At 33.4% G+C, this 17,839-nt stretch carries 21 protein-coding genes and 1 pseudogene; 6 read left to right on the top strand and 16 right to left on the bottom strand.

What is annotated here, in order from left to right; translation table 11 throughout:
* From BLP68_RS20295 to prfA, 12 genes are all read right to left on the bottom strand, one after another.
* Positions 1-243, bottom strand: a 243-nt coding sequence (locus BLP68_RS20295) for a transposase (RefSeq protein WP_176759133.1), incomplete at its 3' end; no start/stop codon positions are given.
* Positions 244-479: 236 nt separating this feature from the next.
* A complete protein-coding gene (upp, locus tag BLP68_RS20290) occupies positions 480-1,109 on the bottom strand; it encodes a uracil phosphoribosyltransferase (protein WP_091547499.1) in 630 nt (209 codons plus the stop codon).
* Between the two features lie 156 nt (positions 1,110-1,265).
* The gene (rpiB, locus tag BLP68_RS20285; RefSeq protein ID WP_091547498.1) at positions 1,266-1,718 is read right to left on the bottom strand and encodes a ribose 5-phosphate isomerase B; all 453 of its coding nucleotides are present in this window, start codon (positions 1,716-1,718) and stop codon (positions 1,266-1,268) included.
* Positions 1,719-1,791: 73 nt separating this feature from the next.
* Positions 1,792-2,478, bottom strand: coding sequence for a low molecular weight protein arginine phosphatase (locus BLP68_RS20280; RefSeq protein WP_242877044.1), 687 nt, complete (start codon positions 2,476-2,478; stop codon positions 1,792-1,794).
* Positions 2,479-2,491: 13 nt separating this feature from the next.
* Positions 2,492-3,541: an L-threonylcarbamoyladenylate synthase gene (locus BLP68_RS20275; RefSeq protein WP_091547496.1), complete on the bottom strand. Its 1,050-nt coding sequence runs from the start codon at positions 3,539-3,541 to the stop codon at positions 2,492-2,494.
* Entirely contained in the window at positions 3,538-4,944 is a 1,407-nt protein-coding gene (locus BLP68_RS20270) for a peptidoglycan D,D-transpeptidase FtsI family protein (RefSeq protein ID WP_091547495.1), read from the bottom strand. Before BLP68_RS20270 ends, BLP68_RS20275 begins: the two co-directional genes overlap by 4 nt.
* Positions 4,931-6,169, bottom strand: coding sequence for an FtsW/RodA/SpoVE family cell cycle protein (locus BLP68_RS20265; RefSeq protein WP_091547493.1), 1,239 nt, complete (start codon positions 6,167-6,169; stop codon positions 4,931-4,933). Before BLP68_RS20265 ends, BLP68_RS20270 begins: the two co-directional genes overlap by 14 nt.
* Positions 6,170-6,610: an FHA domain-containing protein gene (locus BLP68_RS20260; RefSeq protein ID WP_091547491.1), complete on the bottom strand. Its 441-nt coding sequence runs from the start codon at positions 6,608-6,610 to the stop codon at positions 6,170-6,172.
* 161 nt (positions 6,611-6,771) lie between these two features.
* Positions 6,772-7,509 carry a ZIP family metal transporter gene (locus BLP68_RS20255; RefSeq protein WP_242877043.1) on the bottom strand — a complete coding sequence of 246 codons (738 nt, stop codon included), beginning with the start codon at positions 7,507-7,509 and terminating at the stop codon, positions 6,772-6,774.
* 186 nt (positions 7,510-7,695) lie between these two features.
* The gene (locus BLP68_RS20250; RefSeq protein WP_176759132.1) at positions 7,696-8,181 is read right to left on the bottom strand and encodes a chemotaxis protein CheW; all 486 of its coding nucleotides are present in this window, start codon (positions 8,179-8,181) and stop codon (positions 7,696-7,698) included.
* A 618-nt stretch (positions 8,182-8,799) separates the two neighbouring features.
* The gene (locus tag BLP68_RS20245; protein WP_091547488.1) at positions 8,800-9,573 is read right to left on the bottom strand and encodes a response regulator transcription factor; all 774 of its coding nucleotides are present in this window, start codon (positions 9,571-9,573) and stop codon (positions 8,800-8,802) included.
* Positions 9,574-9,977: 404 nt separating this feature from the next.
* Positions 9,978-11,051: a peptide chain release factor 1 gene (gene prfA, locus BLP68_RS20240; RefSeq protein WP_091547486.1), complete on the bottom strand. Its 1,074-nt coding sequence runs from the start codon at positions 11,049-11,051 to the stop codon at positions 9,978-9,980.
* Between the two features lie 246 nt (positions 11,052-11,297).
* Between prfA and BLP68_RS20235 the strand changes: the two genes are divergently transcribed.
* Together BLP68_RS20235 and BLP68_RS20230 are read left to right on the top strand one after the other, a co-directional pair.
* Complete coding sequence (locus tag BLP68_RS20235; RefSeq protein ID WP_091547484.1) at positions 11,298-11,648, top strand: encapsulin-associated ferritin-like protein; 351 nt, start codon at positions 11,298-11,300, stop codon at positions 11,646-11,648.
* An 18-nt stretch (positions 11,649-11,666) separates the two neighbouring features.
* Complete coding sequence (locus BLP68_RS20230; protein WP_091547483.1) at positions 11,667-12,458, top strand: family 1 encapsulin nanocompartment shell protein; 792 nt, start codon at positions 11,667-11,669, stop codon at positions 12,456-12,458.
* A gap of 62 nt (positions 12,459-12,520) precedes the next feature.
* Here the strand turns inward: BLP68_RS20230 and BLP68_RS20225 are convergent, their stop codons facing one another.
* Together BLP68_RS20225 and BLP68_RS20220 are read right to left on the bottom strand one after the other, a co-directional pair.
* Positions 12,521-12,757, bottom strand: coding sequence for a helix-turn-helix domain-containing protein (locus BLP68_RS20225; RefSeq protein ID WP_091547481.1), 237 nt, complete (start codon positions 12,755-12,757; stop codon positions 12,521-12,523).
* A gap of 16 nt (positions 12,758-12,773) precedes the next feature.
* Positions 12,774-13,322, bottom strand: coding sequence for an RNA polymerase sigma factor (locus BLP68_RS20220; protein WP_091547480.1), 549 nt, complete (start codon positions 13,320-13,322; stop codon positions 12,774-12,776).
* A 335-nt stretch (positions 13,323-13,657) separates the two neighbouring features.
* Here BLP68_RS20220 and BLP68_RS20215 point away from each other — a divergent pair, with 335 nt between their 5' ends.
* The 3 genes from BLP68_RS20215 to BLP68_RS20210 all read left to right on the top strand — a co-directional run bounded on the left by BLP68_RS20215 (position 13,658) and on the right by BLP68_RS20210 (position 16,093).
* The gene (locus BLP68_RS20215) at positions 13,658-14,260 is read left to right on the top strand and encodes a molybdenum cofactor guanylyltransferase (protein WP_091547478.1); all 603 of its coding nucleotides are present in this window, start codon (positions 13,658-13,660) and stop codon (positions 14,258-14,260) included.
* 143 nt (positions 14,261-14,403) lie between these two features.
* A complete protein-coding gene (locus tag BLP68_RS21905; RefSeq protein WP_176759131.1) occupies positions 14,404-14,571 on the top strand; it encodes a hypothetical protein in 168 nt (55 codons plus the stop codon).
* Positions 14,572-15,358: 787 nt separating this feature from the next.
* Complete coding sequence (locus tag BLP68_RS20210) at positions 15,359-16,093, top strand: YetF domain-containing protein (protein WP_091547477.1); 735 nt, start codon at positions 15,359-15,361, stop codon at positions 16,091-16,093.
* Positions 16,094-16,101: 8 nt separating this feature from the next.
* Here the strand turns inward: BLP68_RS20210 and BLP68_RS20205 are convergent, their stop codons facing one another.
* Both BLP68_RS20205 and BLP68_RS20200 read right to left on the bottom strand, forming a co-directional pair.
* Positions 16,102-16,959 (bottom strand): diguanylate cyclase domain-containing protein, encoded by an 858-nt coding sequence (locus BLP68_RS20205; protein WP_091547475.1) that lies wholly within the window; start codon positions 16,957-16,959, stop codon positions 16,102-16,104.
* A complete protein-coding gene (locus BLP68_RS20200) occupies positions 16,956-17,306 on the bottom strand; it encodes a hypothetical protein (RefSeq protein ID WP_091547474.1) in 351 nt (116 codons plus the stop codon). Before BLP68_RS20200 ends, BLP68_RS20205 begins: the two co-directional genes overlap by 4 nt.
* 314 nt (positions 17,307-17,620) lie before the next feature.
* Here BLP68_RS20200 and BLP68_RS20195 point away from each other — a divergent pair.
* Positions 17,621-17,839: pseudogene (locus BLP68_RS20195) on the top strand (peptide chain release factor N(5)-glutamine methyltransferase); the annotation flags it as partial.

Below are 17,839 nucleotides of genomic sequence, written 5' to 3'. Positions count from 1 at the left end.
CAACCTTCTTTCAGAACGAATACCGTAAAGGTACTGAAGTAAAGTCATTTTAAAAAGAACTACTGGATCAACAGATGGACGTCCATTATCATGACAATACAATTCTTCGACTTCGTCATAGATAAAACTAAAATCAATGTATTTATCTATTTTTCTTAGTAAATGGTCTTCTTTAACTAGCTCTTCGAGCATAACAAACTCATAAGAAGTTTGCTTATCTTTAGCTTTAGCTTTAGTAAGCATAATTCATCACCTCATTATACATATTCGACATCGATTGGATAAATCCTTTTTGAATAAAAAAAAAATCCACCCTTTTCAGGTGGACTTTGTCAACAGTCTCACATAGGTAAAACCTATGTTTTAGACTGACACAAATTATATTTCGCTAACTAACCCGATTTATAAAACTAAAGTAAACGGTTAGGCAGGTTAAGATGGATAAGAGCTAAAGATAATCAGATAAGAATTGTCTACAACTATTTTGTTCCAAATAATCGATCACCAGCGTCTCCTAATCCCGGAACAATATATGCATGGTCATCTAGTTTTTCATCTACCGAAGCCACATAAATATCTACATCTTCATGTTGTTCTTGTACTACTTTAATTCCCTCTGGTGATGCGATAAGGCACGCCAGCTTGATGTTGGTAGCACCCTTATCCTTTAAGAATCTAATGGCAGCTGATGCAGAACCACCGGTTGCCAGCATAGGATCAAGTACAATTAAGTCTCTTTCTTGTACATCAGAAGGGAGCTTACAATAGTATTCTACTGGCTCAAGGGTAACTGGATCTCGATACAACCCCACATGCCCCACCTTTGCAGCTGGTATCAGCTGTAGTACTCCGTCAACCATTCCTAATCCAGCCCTTAATATTGGTATTAAGCCAAGTTTTTTACCAGAAAGAGCTTTAGATTTTGTAATACATAAAGGCGTTTCTACTTCTACCTCCTGTAATGGTAGATCTCTGGTAATCTCGTAGCCTATAAGCATTGACATTTCCTTTACAATATCTCTAAAATCCTTCGATCCTGTGTTTTTGTCACGGATTAATGTCAACTTATGCTGAATTAACGGATGATCAATAACTATCAGTTTTCCCATATAAACTCCTCCTCAATATTTAATTAAAAGAACTAAAACCTTAAATAAGGTAATGATGAATGTTGAATGTTGAATGTTGAATTGTTGTTGAAATTTGCTTAACAAATTTCTTCATTAATTACTCATTACTCATTATTAATTACTAATTTTTTTTCATTATTCTTTGCTGTATTTCTTCTCAATTTCACTGATCAAATCTACTCTTTTACTATGTCTTCCACCTTCGAATTCGGTATTTAACCAAATATCTACAATCTCTAGAGCTAATCCTTGGCCTACCACTCTGCCACCTAGGGCTAAAAGGTTTGTATCATTATGTTGACGGGTAGCCTTTGCACTAAAGCAATCTGAAACTAAAGCACATCTAATACCCGGCACCTTATTGGCTGCAATGGATATCCCTATTCCCGTTCCACAAATCAAAATACCTCTTTCGTAATCCCCCGCAGCTACTGCCTCTGAAACTGCAAGTGCAAATCTAGGATAATCACATGAGTCGGTTGTATTAGTACCAAAATCCGTTACATCTAAGCCCTTTTCCTGAAGATGTTTTTTAACTATTTCCTTTAATTCATATCCACCATGGTCACTTCCAATAGCAATCCTCATTCAAACATCTCCCTTCAAAAATTCATAAACCTATATATTATTCTACTTTTTTAAGACATATCCTGCAATTTTATCATTTTATTTTCTTTATTATTTTTTCTAGATTTTCCTTTATTTCCTCTACACTTTTTCTATAGGCATCTATTGGCTGCCCGAAGGGATCAACAATATCAAAGTTGGGCATTCTAGACCTTAAAAAAATCAATCTATCTTCATATTTTTCTATTGCCTGTCTAAAATCTTCCTCTAGCTTACCTACACTTCTATCTATCGTCTTTAGTTCCTTTAACAGTTTTTCCCTTTTGTCCTTTAGTTCATGCAATCTTTTTGAATTTTCATCTAAAAAAGCTCGCTTTTTTTCATTTATTTTTTTATATATTTCATTCATTTCGTCCATTATTGATTCCATATCTTCTCCATTATAAGCATACTCTTTTAAAGTGTATACTTTACCCATTGCTTCAGGAGCTATATTTAGAACTGTTGCCTTATGGTTTGAAGTCATGGTTAAAATGAGATCCGCTTCATTGATTAATTTTTTAGAAAGGGACTTAGATCTATGCTTATCAATATTCATGCCTAGCTCCTTCATAGTCTCTCGAGCCTGTAAGGATGCTTTGTCACCATCCATTGCTCCAGTACCTGCAGAAATAACTTCAATGTCAGCTTCCTTTTCCTGTTGTAGCATTTCTTTAAACAAAGCCTCTGCCATGCTACTTCGACATGTGTTACCAGTACACACAAAGAGAATTTTTTTCAATAATCTCACCTCCCTAAACCTTCTTTATTCTATACCCTGATGCTTTAGACAATCTATTCATAATAGCTTGTCCCAGTTCAACCTCTTCAATAGCCTCCGCTAAAATAATATCAACATCAGTGTCATCAAAATCTCTTAATATCCCAAAGAGCCTTGAAGCAATAGTCTTCATATCTTTTCTACTTCCAACAGATTTAATAAGTCCTACACTATAGAAATTACGGGTCTCATTTGTACATATGATTCCAACCGATTTTCCATTAGCTATTAATTCATCAACTTTTTCCCCGATTCTATTAACAACTCTTGATTCTTCTCCTTCATAAATAACAATATCAGCCTTGGGGGCGTAGTGGGTATATTTCATACCAGGCGACTTAGGCGTCAGGATTGATTGATCTTTTAGGGCAGGGTCCACCTCCACCCTATCAAATATCTCCTCCAGCATCTCCTTGGTAATTCCTCCTGGTCTTAAAATAGTGGGAATATCTACAGTTAAATCAAGGACCGTAGATTCCAATCCTACGTTACAATCTTCCCCCACAACAATGGCATCTACCCGCCCCATTAGGTCTTGAATAACATGACTACCCTTGGTAGGGCTAGGCTTCCCCGAGAGATTTGCACTTGGGGCAGCGATGGGAACCTTAGCTTTTTTAATTAGCATTTCTGCTATAGGATGACGGGGGTATCTGATAGCGACAGTATCTAACCCTGCAGTAATTATATCAGGAACTATTTTACTTTTTTTAAATATTAAGGTTAATGGCCCTGGCCAAAAGCTTTTCATTGCCCTATTGGCGGCCTCAGGTATTTCCCATACAAGTGGTTCTATGTCCTTAATGTTCGAAATGTGAATTATCAAGGGATTATCTGAGGGCCTACCCTTTGCTTCATATATCTTCTTTACAGCCTTTTCATCAAGGGCATTGGCCCCTAATCCATAAACCGTTTCAGTTGGGAAGGCCACCGTTCCACCCCTATTCAAAATACTGCCGCAAAAAGAAATCTTCTCTTCATCTATGTTATTACAATCTATGTCAATAATTTTAGTATCCTTCAATCTAAAACACCCCTTTTTAATGCCTCTCTAATTAATTCTCTAGCAATGGGAGCTGCTGCAGCACCACCTGTTGCACCTTCATTCTCTAGCAAAACAGCCACAGCAATTTGTGGATCATCAACCGGCGCAAAGGCAATAAACCAAGCATGACTCTCTCCTTGAGGATTTTCGGCTGTTCCCGTCTTTCCAGCAACCTTTATTCCAGCAATTTGTGCATTCCGACCAGTCCCATCATCCACTGCCGCCTGCATAATTTGCTTAATCAGATTTGCATCGTCGGGAGAAATTATGCTCTCCTGATTTATTGTAATTTGACCTACTGTTCGTCCTTCTGGGCTTACTATCTCCTTTATAATTCTTGGCTCAACCATATATCCTTCATTTGCTATAGTTGCAGCAATTAAAGCCATGTGAATTGGAGTTACCAACAATTTGCCTTGCCCTATAGCTACTGCAGCTATTTCTGTTTCTGTCATTGTTTGACCATATGGAAACCTGCTTCCTTGAATATTAAAGTCAGCATTTAGGTTGCCTGCCATTTTAAACCTTCGGGATATTTCTCTTATTTTTGCATCTCCAAGTTCTAGAGCCATTTTGGCAAAATTAGTATTACAGGATACCATTAAGGAGCCCCATAAATCCACAGGTCCGTGCCCCCTGCCACCTAAATCTGTTAGTATATATCCATCTACATTAATACTACCCACGCAATCATAATCTGCGTCTATATTACCCGCTTCTAATACCGCTGAAGTTATTACTACCTTATATGTAGATCCAGGGGGATAAAGCCCCGATGTTCCTCTATTCAGCAGTGGACTTTGGGGATTATCTACTAAACTTGTCCAATCTTCTATTAATCGATTAGGATTAAAGTCAGGCTTACTTACCAATGCTAAAACCTCACCTGTCGATGGATTCAGGGCAACTATTGATCCAGTTTTCCCCCGAAGAAGCTCCTCAGCTTTTTGCTGTATCTGGTGGTTAAGGGTAAGGTAAAGATGATTTCCCTTGTACATTTCACCAGTAATACGATCTCTAATTCTTGCAACGGCACCCTCCGAAGTGTAACCTAACAGGTCGTCATTATATTGTGCCTCTAAACCAGAGCGACCGTATTGTCTATGACTATATCCCACAATATGACTATATAGCCTGTTTTGGGGATACGTTCTAGTAATTTGTCCTTCATTAATTAAGGTTTCAGCAAGTATTACACCATTTCTATCATAAATATTTCCCCGCACAGTTTGCTCCTCTCGCTCCCAAAGTCTTCGGTTGTACGGGTTTCTAACAATGGTTTGGGCTCTGAAGGCCTGAAAGTAGGTAAGGAATATTATTAAGCTTAAGAATAAAATACAGGTTAAAACAATAAGATGTATAATTTTTCTATGACTGTTCAATTTCTACAACTCCCTCTCCCTCAAGAGACTTTTTAGATAACGCCTGTAAAATTCCGAAGGCAACAAAGGCCGATACCATAGAGCTACCTCCATAGCTTATAAAGGGAAGTGTAATTCCTGTCAATGGTATAAGCTTAACAACTCCACCAATTATAATAAAGGTTTGGTAGCTGTAAATCAATGTTATACTCAAAGCTATAATCTTATCGAATATGTCCCTAGTCATCAATGTAATTTTAAAGCCTCTATACACCAAAATAAAATACAACAGAATTACTGCTATTCCTCCGAAAACCCCCAATTCTTCACATATAGCTGAGAAAATAAAATCCGTATGTACTTCAGGAATATAATCAGGTCTACCTAATCCTAAACCAGTACCAAAAAAACCTCCAGATGCAATAGCAAATAGCGATTGTGTAATTTGATATCCCCTTCCAGCTATGTCCCTCCACGGATTGAGCCATGTTTCCAATCGTATCTGCACATGAGTCATGGTGAAGTAGCTGAAAATACCAATCAATATTGATGCTCCAATATTATAAAAAAGTAGTTTTCTATCGGAATGATAAATATAGTAGATACTAATAAACACGCTGTAAAAAAGCATAACCATTCCCATATCCCTTTGTAAAACCAAAAACATTATATGAAGATATACAAAACCTAAAAAAACATAGGTGTTCTTCAGTTTTTCAGGATATTTAAAATAACTGGCAATGAAGAAAACAAATAGAATCTTAATTCCTTCTGCCGGTTGAAAGGTATGTCCACCTATTTGAATCCAATTAGTTGCCCCCTTAATTGTTGTACCGAAAACAAAAGTTATGATAAATAATAGAATACCAGCAGCTAAATAAAAATATGTATACTGGTCCCAATTTTTTATCCACTTAAATACTATATAGGATAAAAAGTATAGAATAGTACCCAAGCCAAACCAGGTTACCTGTTGGAAACCCAGTGGTGGAATTAAACGGTAAAGCATAACAATTCCAAGACTCGATAATATGGACATAATTAAGAATATATATTGATCTCCCATATTTAGTTTTACTATTAAATAGTAGCAAATAACCATTAGAAGGGTTAACAGACCACCAGTGACAAGGATAGTGAAATCCTCAAATCCATGATAAAATTGCACTAAATTGAAAAAAAATATGTTTAATAGTACTAAAATATAGATAGGCCTTCTTATTAGGTATTTATTAAGTCCTGCCATTTAATCCACCTCTTTAACAAATAAGAATTCAACCTGACCCAATCCAATTCGATCTCCATTTTCTAGTTCCACAACATCTTCAATTTTTGTACTATTCAAATAAGTGCCATTTACACTTCCTAAGTCCTCTAGGAAATATGCACCCTCATCCATTGAAATCTGAGCATGATTTGTAGAAATATACTTATCAGATATTTGAATATCATTTCCCTTTCCTCTACCAATAGTATTGCTTTCATATAAATCATAAAACTCATGAACATTAAAATCTAGCCTATCTTTTCTATTGACCAGCTTTAAATATGGGTTATCAGTGCCTCTTTTCCCCTGTCTATTAATTGCATCAATATCAAGATATATCAGCTTAATAATACTATAAATAAAATAGTAGATTAAAATGATAAATATATATCTGATGATCCACGATATAATTTGATACATGCTTGTCCACCTGCAGCTTTCATTAATATTTATCTGTAAAGTCAAAGCTTAGTTCTACATATTTTAAATATTAGTAGCCTTATTATCGTTTAATGCCAATAGCTTTGTATTATTTTATTTATCTTATTGTATACCAAAATCAGCCAATTTAACAATGCCGTTTAAAACCTTTTTGATATTAGTATACCTACCATAAAGCCGATAATAGCAAAGAATGTGGATATTCTGCTATTATCTAGCTCCTTACCCTTTGGTATTAACTCTCCTAAGGTTATAAAAAGCATAGTTCCACCCGCAAAGGCTAAACATGTACCTATCAACCAATAGGCATGTTCTCCAATAAATGCTCCTGCCAATGCGCCTATACCCATTGGTGCACCTGCCAAGAGAGTAAGAGAAAAGGATTTAATACGAGAATAGCCTCCAGCCCTCATGGGCGTTACCATAGCAAGTCCTTCTGGCATATTATGTAATGCTATTACAATCGCCAAACCTATCCCCAGTCGTTCATGGGCAACAAAACCAGAACCAATAGCCAGGCCCTCCGGAAAGTTATGTAGCGCAATACCTATACCCAACAAGATTCCTGTCTTTATATATCCTTGCCCACCACGCCGCTGAATATAACGTAGCTTTGATAGAAAGCTATCCAACAGTGCAGCTGTAAAAGCTCCCAAACCAATTCCTATAACAGATGCAAACATCCCTCCAAGCATAAAGGCTTCTGGCAAAAGCTCAAAGGTTACAATTGCTATCATTAATCCACTTGACAAACCAATAGTGCTACTTAAAAATCGCTTTGATGGGTTCTTTAGTATAAAGGCCATTGAACCACCTATTCCCGTACCGATAATTCCTACCAACAAACCTATTAATGCCGTTCTTAAGATATTGCTCAAATGACTCCCCCCTTAATTCATACCACCATTGTATATATATTCTTATATGGGAGGATTTATAGCAGGATAAAAAAGAAAAGCAGAAAATAAAAAAACAGAAAAATAAAACCAACAAATAATTGTTAAATTTGATGGTTTTAGGAATTATAGTTAAGTGAAATTATAGCTGTTGCAGATTTTAATAATTTATGAAATTTGCATTTCTATCTTATCGCTATTTGCAATAAGAATCTTTTCAATGTCTAATATATTGATAAATTTATTATTATTTTTTGCAATACCAGCAACTACGCCTTCAACACCACAAGTTGTACCATTGGGCTTTTCTATTTTATCCATTGATAGTCGATGAATCCCTATCACTGAGTCTACTGGAAATATTATTACTGTTTTATTAAAGTAGGTAATTATAAAAAGGCTATGACCATCATCCTTGGAAAATTGCAAATTAAAATATTTCGATAGATCAACTATCGTTATTACCGATTCACTTGGCTTAAATATCCCCTTTATCCCGGGATAAGAACTAGGTATTATTACAATTTTACTATATCCAATTATTTCTTTTATCTTAGCTTCATTAATTCCAAAATAGCTATCGCCGATTTTAAATTCTACAATTTCCAACTCGCTTGTACCACTGTCGAGTAATATTTTTTTCTCATTATTCATTAGAATCATCCTTTTTTTGTTTATAGTAAAGCTTAACCTCTGAATTTCTAATGTATTTTTAAAATATTAGGATTTTGGGGTACTGATGCCTCTTTTCACTTGCTTTTTTATCTTCAACCAATATTATTATTTTTCAAACCACACTCCTTTAAGCAGAAGAATTTGACTTCTTCAATTTGTTTTCGCTAGGGAACCCTAGGTTCCCTTCGACGGCTGTTAAGCAGTCTGAGCACCCTCCTGAATACGACAGAGGAGAATTCCCTATTCACTCCCTTGTCTAGTAAATTTATAAGCATAATTTCCTAGACATAAATAAAATAGCCCATAATAAAGGATCCCAAAACTCCTTTATTATGGACTATTTATATTGCAAATTTTACATTTGATTTAAATAGTTGCTCCATAATACCTTTTATTTATTTTTTTAATATTCTCCTACAAAGCAGCTTATACACACGTATATCTGCTTTATTATAGAAACAACTGATATTTCTTTAATTTTATCATATAATGCAAGAAATTGTCAAATATTAGTTTATAATGTATTTTTATGGAACTTTAATGAACTCCAGATGAAAGGTTAATTATAATTCAAAACATCTTATATAAATGGGATAATTACAGGATACGCAATAAAACTCTTTCATATCTCTTATCTGGCCATATTTCAATTTTTTCTGTGGCTACTTTCCTATCTATTAAACCTGCGATTTGCTGTTCAACCTCTTTTATGGTAGCTTCATAAACAGTTTTTCGAATAATCTCTATGCTTTTGAAATGATCTCCTGCTAGCAAAAGGCTTTCCTCTAAAGTGGTGAGGTTTTCTTTCAAGAGAATCTCTATCTCTTTTCCCTTAATAAAAACCTGCATTACTCTGGCCCCTTTTCCGGTTACTTTTTTTAAATAGCTAGAATAGCAATTCCTTATTTCAAGCTCCAGCTCACTTTTTCTATCATCCGTTAAAATGAATTTTTGATTTACCACCAGAAAATCATTTTTTTGTTCCAATCCTTCAATTGCGATGTCAGTTAAGCATCTCATTAATACATTTACATCTATCGGTTTTATTAAATATTTCTCGATTTTTAAATCTACTGTTTCTAATATAATTTTTGAATCTGACTGTGCAGAGGTAATTATAAAAGGACAACGATATCCATCACTTCTTATTTTTCTCATCATTTCAATACCACTCATATCAGGCATAATTAAATCAGTTATAGTAATATTAGGCTGGTGCTCAATAAACTTCCTTATGCCATCCTCTCCATTTTCTGCTGTAATAATTTTTCCAATCCTTTTTTTTAAAAAACTAGAAATCTGATTTCTTGTAATGGGTTCATCTTCAACATATAAAACCTTTATATTTTTCAAAGCATTTCCCGCAATCATATACTCACCCCCCTGTATCTAAAGAAAATCTCACATCTACTATCTTAAATTCAAATAATCCCTTTATTATTTTTTAAGAAATTAACCAAGATTCACTACTGATCTAAGAAGGAATAGTCAACTTTTTCACATTATTTCTTATGCGTATAATAATTCAACATCTTACTTAAAAATTCCTTTTTCTACAATAATAGATTATTTACAACATTAAAAACGACAAAATAAATAGAGGGGCAGTCTGAGCACCCTCCTAAATACGACAGAGAGGAATCCCCTCTGCACTCCCCTTGCCTAGTAAACTTAAAAGCATAATTTCCAAGACATCAAGAAAACCCAGCCAAGGCAACGTACACAAATACGTAGAGGTGCTGGGTTTTGCAGTTAAAGTTAATTGTTAATTCAAATTAGTTTTCTACTTGTTTTAGCTTTTCAGCTTGATCGGATGTAATTAAAGACTCAATCATGTCTTCGATTTCCCCCTCCATAAAGCTGTCTAGCTTATATATCGTTACATTAATTCTATGATCTGTTATACGTCCTTGAGGAAAATTATAGGTGCGTATTCTTTCACTTCTATCCCCTGTACCAACCTGACTTTTACGGTTTTCTGCTATTTCTGCCTGTTGCTCTTGAATTTTAAGGTCAAGTAGTCGGGCCTTTAAAATTTTTGTGGCTTTTTCTTTATTCTTTAACTGTGATTTCTCATCCTGACAAGAAACCACCATTCCTGTTGGAATATGGGTTACCCTAACAGCAGAGTCTGTAGTGTTAACACTTTGCCCGCCACAGCCAGAAGATCTAAAAACATCTATTCTCAATTCATTTGGATTAATCTCAAATTCCACATCATCTACTTCAGGTAACACCGCTACTGTTGCTGTAGAAGTATGAATCCTTCCTCCCGATTCAGTTGCAGGTATCCTTTGTACCCTATGGGCTCCACTTTCGTATTTCAGCTTAGAATAAACACCTTTACCTTTTATCATAAAGATAACCTCTTTATAACCGCCTACACCAGTTTCATTCAAGCTCATCATTTCAGTCTTCCAACCATTTTTCTCTGCATATCTAGTATACATTCTAAATAACTCAGCAGCAAACAAGCCGGCTTCATCTCCACCTGCTCCTGCACGAACTTCAACAATAACATTCTTATCATCATTAGGATCCTTAGGAAGCAATAGCAACCTCAAATTATCCTTAAGCTCTACTATTTTGTCCTCCATCTCGCTGATTTCCATTTTAGCCATTTCCTTTAATTCATCATCGGAGGATTTATCATATAGAATATCCTTTGCTCCCTGTAGGGCTTCCTCAGCCTGTTGGTATTCCTTATATTTATTAACGATAGGCTCTATGTCCGAATGTTCTTTTATAAGTTTTTTCCATTCGTTTTGATTATTAATAACATCAGGATCACTAATCTTTTTATTTAGATCAATATATTTTTCTTCTAGAAAAGCTAGTTTATCTAGCATTGTTTTTCACCTCAACCAATAATATTTTGCACATTTAAATATTATATCATAAACCAAAAGCATTTACCACAGATCCAACTCCTACCTTAACATTTTACCATATTTTAAGATAATTATAATATAGCATTTCAAAAACAATTTTTTTTGTTATTATTTTTGAATTTGGTTGTTTTCAAATACTGTTTTGGGGTAAAGTTAAAATGATGGAAAAAAATATAATATTTTTATAGGGAGGTCATTGTTATTATGTCAAACTATCACGAGCCAGTAGAGCAATTAGATGAACTGACGAAGAATATCACTAGAGCAATTAGCAGTCTTAAGGAAGAGGTTGAAGCCGTTGATTGGTATAATCAAAGGGTTGCAGTTACTAAGGACCCTGAATTAAAGGCTATTTTAGCTCATAATAGAGACGAAGAAATTGAGCATGCTTGTATGACTTTAGAATGGCTTCGAAGAAATATGCCTGTATGGGACGAACAGTTGAGAGGATGCTTATTTAAAGATGGTCCAATCGTTGGAGACCATGGAGATGAAGAAGACCATGGTACACCATCAACATCTGGAGGATTAAATATAGGAAATCTAAAAAAATAAAATTTGGAGGTAATATAAATGGATATGCTAAAAAGAACACTTGCTCCATTGACACAGGAAGCATGGGGAGAAATTGAAGCAAAAGCAGCAGAAGTACTTAAAACCCACTTATCAGCTAGAAAAGTTGTAAAGGTTGAAGGCCCCAAAGGTTGGAATTACAATGCGGTTCCTAAGGGTCGCTTGGAATTAATAAATGAAAATAATAATGAAGTTTGTAGTGGATTATATAGTGTACAGCCACTTGTAGAAACACGAATCACCTTTGAGTTAGATCGTTGGGAAATGGATAATATTATTAGAGGTGCTAAAGATGCAGATTTAACTGCACTTGAAGAAGCAGCAGAAAAAATTGCAATTTTTGAAGAAAATGCTATCTATAATGGTTATAAAGCTGGTAACATTGATGGGTTACTAGAATTAGCTGGTCATAAGCTTGAGTTGGGCAATGATGCCAATGCTATTATGTCGGCTCTGTCTAAAGGAATATTGAAGTTACAACATGCATATACTGAAGGTCCTTATACTCTTGTTGTAGGTGAAGCTGCATACGAAAAAATCAACATGATAGTAAATGGATATCCTTTAAAAAAGATTATTGAAGAATTATTAGGAACAGAAATTATTTATACACCGACAATTGATGGGGCCCTTTTGGTTCCATATAACCATGATGATTTAGAGTTTACAATTGGTCAAGATTTTAGTATTGGATATGAAAGTCACGATTCTCATAAGGTAAAGCTTTTTATAACTGAATCCTTTACCTTTAGAGTTCTAAACCCTGACATAGTGATCCATTACACACTTTAGTTATATTGCAATTTACATATAGCTTTAAGCAGCAGAGGAAGCTCTTTTATGAGCTTCCTCATTTATTTTAGATATTCTTCAAGCGATTTAGCTATGCTTTCGCCGGAGGAAAATTTAAAGGTTTTTATACATTTTATAAGCTTTATACTTAACTCTTGATAACAATCTTCATTAAAACTTCCATTTATAAAGCTATTTTTATGTAATAGGGGGTGAAATATTTCCAATATTTTTTTAATAGAATCCTCATCTCCACTCTGTGCTTTATAGAAAGTTTCTTTTAAACTTGTATCATCCATTACTCTCCCTCCATTTTTAAATAGCATCCCTACAGTTATCTTTTAGACTTCTCTTTAGCTTTTCTAACGCTGCGATTTTAGTCTTATTAACTCCTTGTTTGGAAATACCTAATTTCCTTGCTACATAAGTATCACTTTCATCCATGATAATACACCTATATATAATCTCTTTTTGTCTATTTGTAAGGGCTTCTATAGCATCTATTATCTCTTTTTTATGTGAAATCTCATTGTAATTATAATCACCTTTTACTTCTTCTGCTATAACTTCCTTCGATGAATCATCATTATCAATAACATAACTCACTCTCTCCTCAGAAAAATCCGGGTCAACAACATTTAGGCTCAACTCTTCAGTGTCATACAATAGCTTGTGTTTCTTTTTTATTTGCAGTGCTGAATATACTATTGTTTTTTTTATATAGCTATATAAGTATGCCTTAAATACGTAGTCATTAAATCCACTTCGCCGCATTTCTTTGTTAACATTGCACGTGCCCATCTTGTTAACAACGTCCATACCTGTTTTTTCTTCATTCAAATAATTCACCATCAATCGGTTCATTGTTGTTACCCTCCCTTCACTATTTTCTTTAGATACTTATAATTATAAGTTATATTTATTAAAATATTTGTTGAAACTTATTTGTCAACCAATAAAAGTTATTTTTGTTATTTTATTCTATAAATAGAACATATGTCCGATTAAATGGCTAAAAAAATAGCACTTTTTTCAGTACTCTAATAAAAACTAAAATGAAATTCTAAATTCCGTTTTTTAGAATTTGCTAGAGTAAACTCCATGAAACGTGAGAATAGATACTTATACCTAACCTATGATATAATATAGAAATACTAAAATTGTCTACTCAAATTACAATAGAAACGGATGATTTACTTATGGATAAGAAACATATATCTGCTGTGGTTTTGGCGGGTGGGAATAGCAAGAGAATGGGGCATAATAAAGCATTATTACAATTAGGATCTATTACTATGATTGAACGGATAGTTACAATACTTCAACCTCTTTTTAATGAAGTTATAGTTGTAACCAACAGTCCAGATACATTTTCAATGCTAAAAGATGTGAAATTTGTTCCGGATTATTTTATTACTAACGAAAAAAATTCACTAATAGGACTTTATTCAGGACTTCGGGCTGCTGAGAATGAATATGTTTTTGCTGTCGCTTGTGATATGCCACTATTAAATAAATCCATAATAAAATATATGATAGATGTATTAAGTAACGAAGAAGATGTACTTATACCCTATCTAGAAGGGCATTATCAACCTCTTCATGCTATATATGGGAAAAAATGCTTGAGGCCAATAGAAGAGATGTTGAGCAAAGAAGAGTACAAGATAATTAATTTTTTTAATGAGGTGAAGGTTGAAAAGGTAGATGAAAGTGCAATAAAAAAGTTTGATATCGATCTGCAAAGTTTTATTAACATTAATACTTTTGAAGAGTATGTGAAAATAAAAAGAATGATTTAAATATACCTCTTTAATACTATTCTAAGTAATAATAGATATAATAGTTAAAAAACTTGCAGAAATAACGGAGAATAGTATAAGATAAGTTAAAATACATATTATAGATTATTTCGAATTCTTTGGATACATTTGGGAGGGGTAAAATGGCTAATCTTATGATGATAATCGGTTTAGTGGGGATGGTTTTGGGTGTCTTATCTCCAATATATAGGGTATTAAATAACAAATCAAGAAGATCTAAAACTCAAGCGATGGTTGTAATTGCCTCATTTTTTATTTTTATTCTTGGTGTAATTATTGGGTTGTTATAATTTAAAGTGATACAAAAAATGATAACGGGTGATTTCATTCTCAAATATGAAATCACCCGTTTATCTATTATAGAATCGGAAGTAACTATACCAATCGATTTGTTGTAGCTTTGGTGGACTATTACTCATCATACTTTTTTTATCAACTTCCTTTCCTAGAATCATTTGTAAAGTGAATCCAAATAATCAAGTACTTCATAACAAACTCAATACTGTTTTAAATTCGACTGGTAGGAAGCTACCGGATTCTATGTATTAATTATATACCAACTCTAAAAAAATTTAAACATATTTTTTTGAAAATTCCAATAATTTATTTTTTATATTATATCTATTACTTATTTCTCATTGCTCATTGCTCATTGCTATTATGTATTACTATTTTTTACATTATTATATAAAAATATGTATTTTACAACTAAAATTCCATAACATTTAAGAAAATATGTGAAATAGATAGAAAAGTTGGTCCTGGCAATTAGAATATTATAGATAGGAGTCAGTATAGGCTAATTTTCTACAATACTTAAATTACAATAAAAAATCATTATATTATGACGATAGAATACAAAAAAAATGTTGATTGATGAAGTGATCCTATATCAACTTCTTCTTATATAATATGTATAAACATATACATCCAGCAACAATAATACAAAAAGTAATAATTGCCTGTAGCCATAGGGGCATTTTTACTCCTCCTGTATAATTTAATGAAGTTTGCTTTATATTACTACTGATATAGTATTGCTAGAGATGTTATACAATATTCAAAGGTGGTATTTTTATGAAGGTGGGTATGGAGATTGTTTTACAGACGTTATTGGCATTTTTTGTATTATTATTCTTGACTAGAGTACTGGGTAGACAGCAGGTTTCGCAACTTACTATGCATGAGTATGTTAATGGAATCACCTTTGGTTCAATTGCTGCAACCCTAGCCACTGACTTAAATCAAAGAACATGGCATCATCTTATGGGACTTATATTATTTGGAATTCTAACTTTTACTGCATCCTATTTAACTATGAAAAGCAAAATAGTATCAAAGGTATTACAAGGAGAACCGGTACTAGTAATACAAGATGGGAAAATTTTAGAGAAGAATTTGGCTAGGTTTCAATATACTTTAGAGGATTTAAATATACTTTTAAGAAAAAAAGATATTTTTAATATTGTAGATGTTAAATATGGAATACTTGAGCCGACAGGTGACTTAAGTGTTTTAAAGGTTGCACAAAAAGAGTCAGTAAAAGTCGAAGACTTGAATATAACACCTAAGTTAGCGGATTTACCAGTAGAAGTGATTGTCACGGGCAGTATTATATATGAGAATTTAAGAAAAAAAAATTTAACCGCACAATGGTTAATTGAACAGTTAAGAATAGCTGGAGTGAAAGATATTAAGGATGTTTTTTACGCTACATTAGACGTAGATGACAATCTTTATATAGATCGTACACAAGACATGCTAAGTGATAAAAAAGACATTTCGGAAAGTGATGATGTAAAGGACACCTAAAATAAGGCTTAAGCAATGTAATCACTTTCTAAAGCATATATTGAGCTGCTTCCTTTTTTAGCCTTAGTTGAGGCTAAACTGGCAAGATTTATTAAACTAGAAATTGTTGAAATAACATCATGATTCCTCTTGTTTATTCTATTACCCCCAGCTATACCTGCTGAAAGGGTTACAGGAATAGCATCACTGAAGGAATGTAATGACACTTTATTCAGCAAGTCATTGGTTATTTCTACTGTTTCAGATTTAATTTTAGTTGATATAAAAACAAATTCATCGCCACCAAAACGGCATAGATGTGTGTCGGAAGGTAGTAAATCCCTAATTAGCTCAGATAATTCCTTAAGAATAATGTCACCTTGAACATGTCCATATTCTTTATCAATTTTACCAAAATCATTAACATCTAAGAAAACTACTGTTAATTCATTTCCCTCCAGTATTAAATTACTGGCTTTATAATAAATATAATCAGAACGATATAAACCTGTTAGAGGATCAGTGTATTTCCCTAATTCGATATAAAGATGATTTTTAGGGAGAACTCCAAGAAAAACATCTTTATCTTTTACCACTAAATAGCCTTCTTGGGTTTTAACGAATACTTCATGTGCCTTCCATAATGAATCATTAGGAGAAATAGTTATATAATGGGTTGTCATGGCATCTGCCACAATCCTGTTTGGGTGGACGTTGATTAACTGATAAACAGACGTAATGCCAACTATTTCCCCATTGTCTTTAACTGGAAAATACATATTACCACTTTGCGTATTGCAATGCAAGGATTTGATTTTTTGTATGCCATCAAGAAAATCAACAACTACTAAGTCTTTAATCATAACATCAGATATTCTTTTCATCATAGGTCAATTGTTTTGCTAACTTGAATAATTATATTCATCTGAGCCTTTAAAATGGCGGTACTGTTAGCAATTTTTCCTCCTTCCTCAACTATTAAAGGTATTAATGTTTCCTTAGAAAGCATATTTAATAAGCCCTTCCTAATAATAATGGCTTCAATGTTTTCGTGCTCAATTCTGATTATTTCATATTGATCAGGGGAAAGAACGTCAACCATTTTCCTTGCTGCTTCAGGGCCGATGGGGGCTTTTTTTCCAACAATTAATACATCCTGCATTGGGGGAATTTCAAACTCTGTTAGACGAAGGTGAATTTCGGCTTTTTTTGATTTTTCACTTATAGAACACATATTTAACATACTCCTTTATAAAATACACTATTCCAATATATTACCATATATTACAAAGATACGCTAGATAAATTGGTAATATAGTCCTATAATAACAGAATAATATATATATTAAATTATTTCTATTGATATCTACAAGTCTTTACAAATTATATTTTTACTCTAAATATTTAATCCATATGCTTAAAATCCGTCGGATTATGTGTTATATTTGAATAATAAGAATTTTGATAGAGAAAAAAATAAAGGTCTGATGATGAAATTGAATTGGCTATGGCAGCCTTGATATTAGCAAAAGGTAAGGAGGGTGCTAATTGACTACAGTAGCAGAATTACTAAAGGAAGCAGTGAATAAATTCAAGTCTGCAGGTATAGAGACACCTCAGCTAGATGCAGAGGTTATTCTTTGTAATATAATGAATTTTGAAAGAATACAACTTCACATATATCCAGAAAGGGAAATTTCCCAGGAAATTTGTAGAAAGTTTTGGGAGCTTGTAGAAAAGAGATTGAACCGTATGCCCATACAATAC

Origin of the sequence: Alkaliphilus peptidifermentans DSM 18978 (assembly GCF_900101495.1) — a bacterium.
Taxonomy (GTDB): domain Bacteria; phylum Bacillota; class Clostridia; order Peptostreptococcales; family Natronincolaceae; genus Alkaliphilus_C; species Alkaliphilus_C peptidifermentans.
Note: the sequence above shows the minus strand (reverse complement) of the source record. Positions and strands in the feature narration are given on the sequence as shown.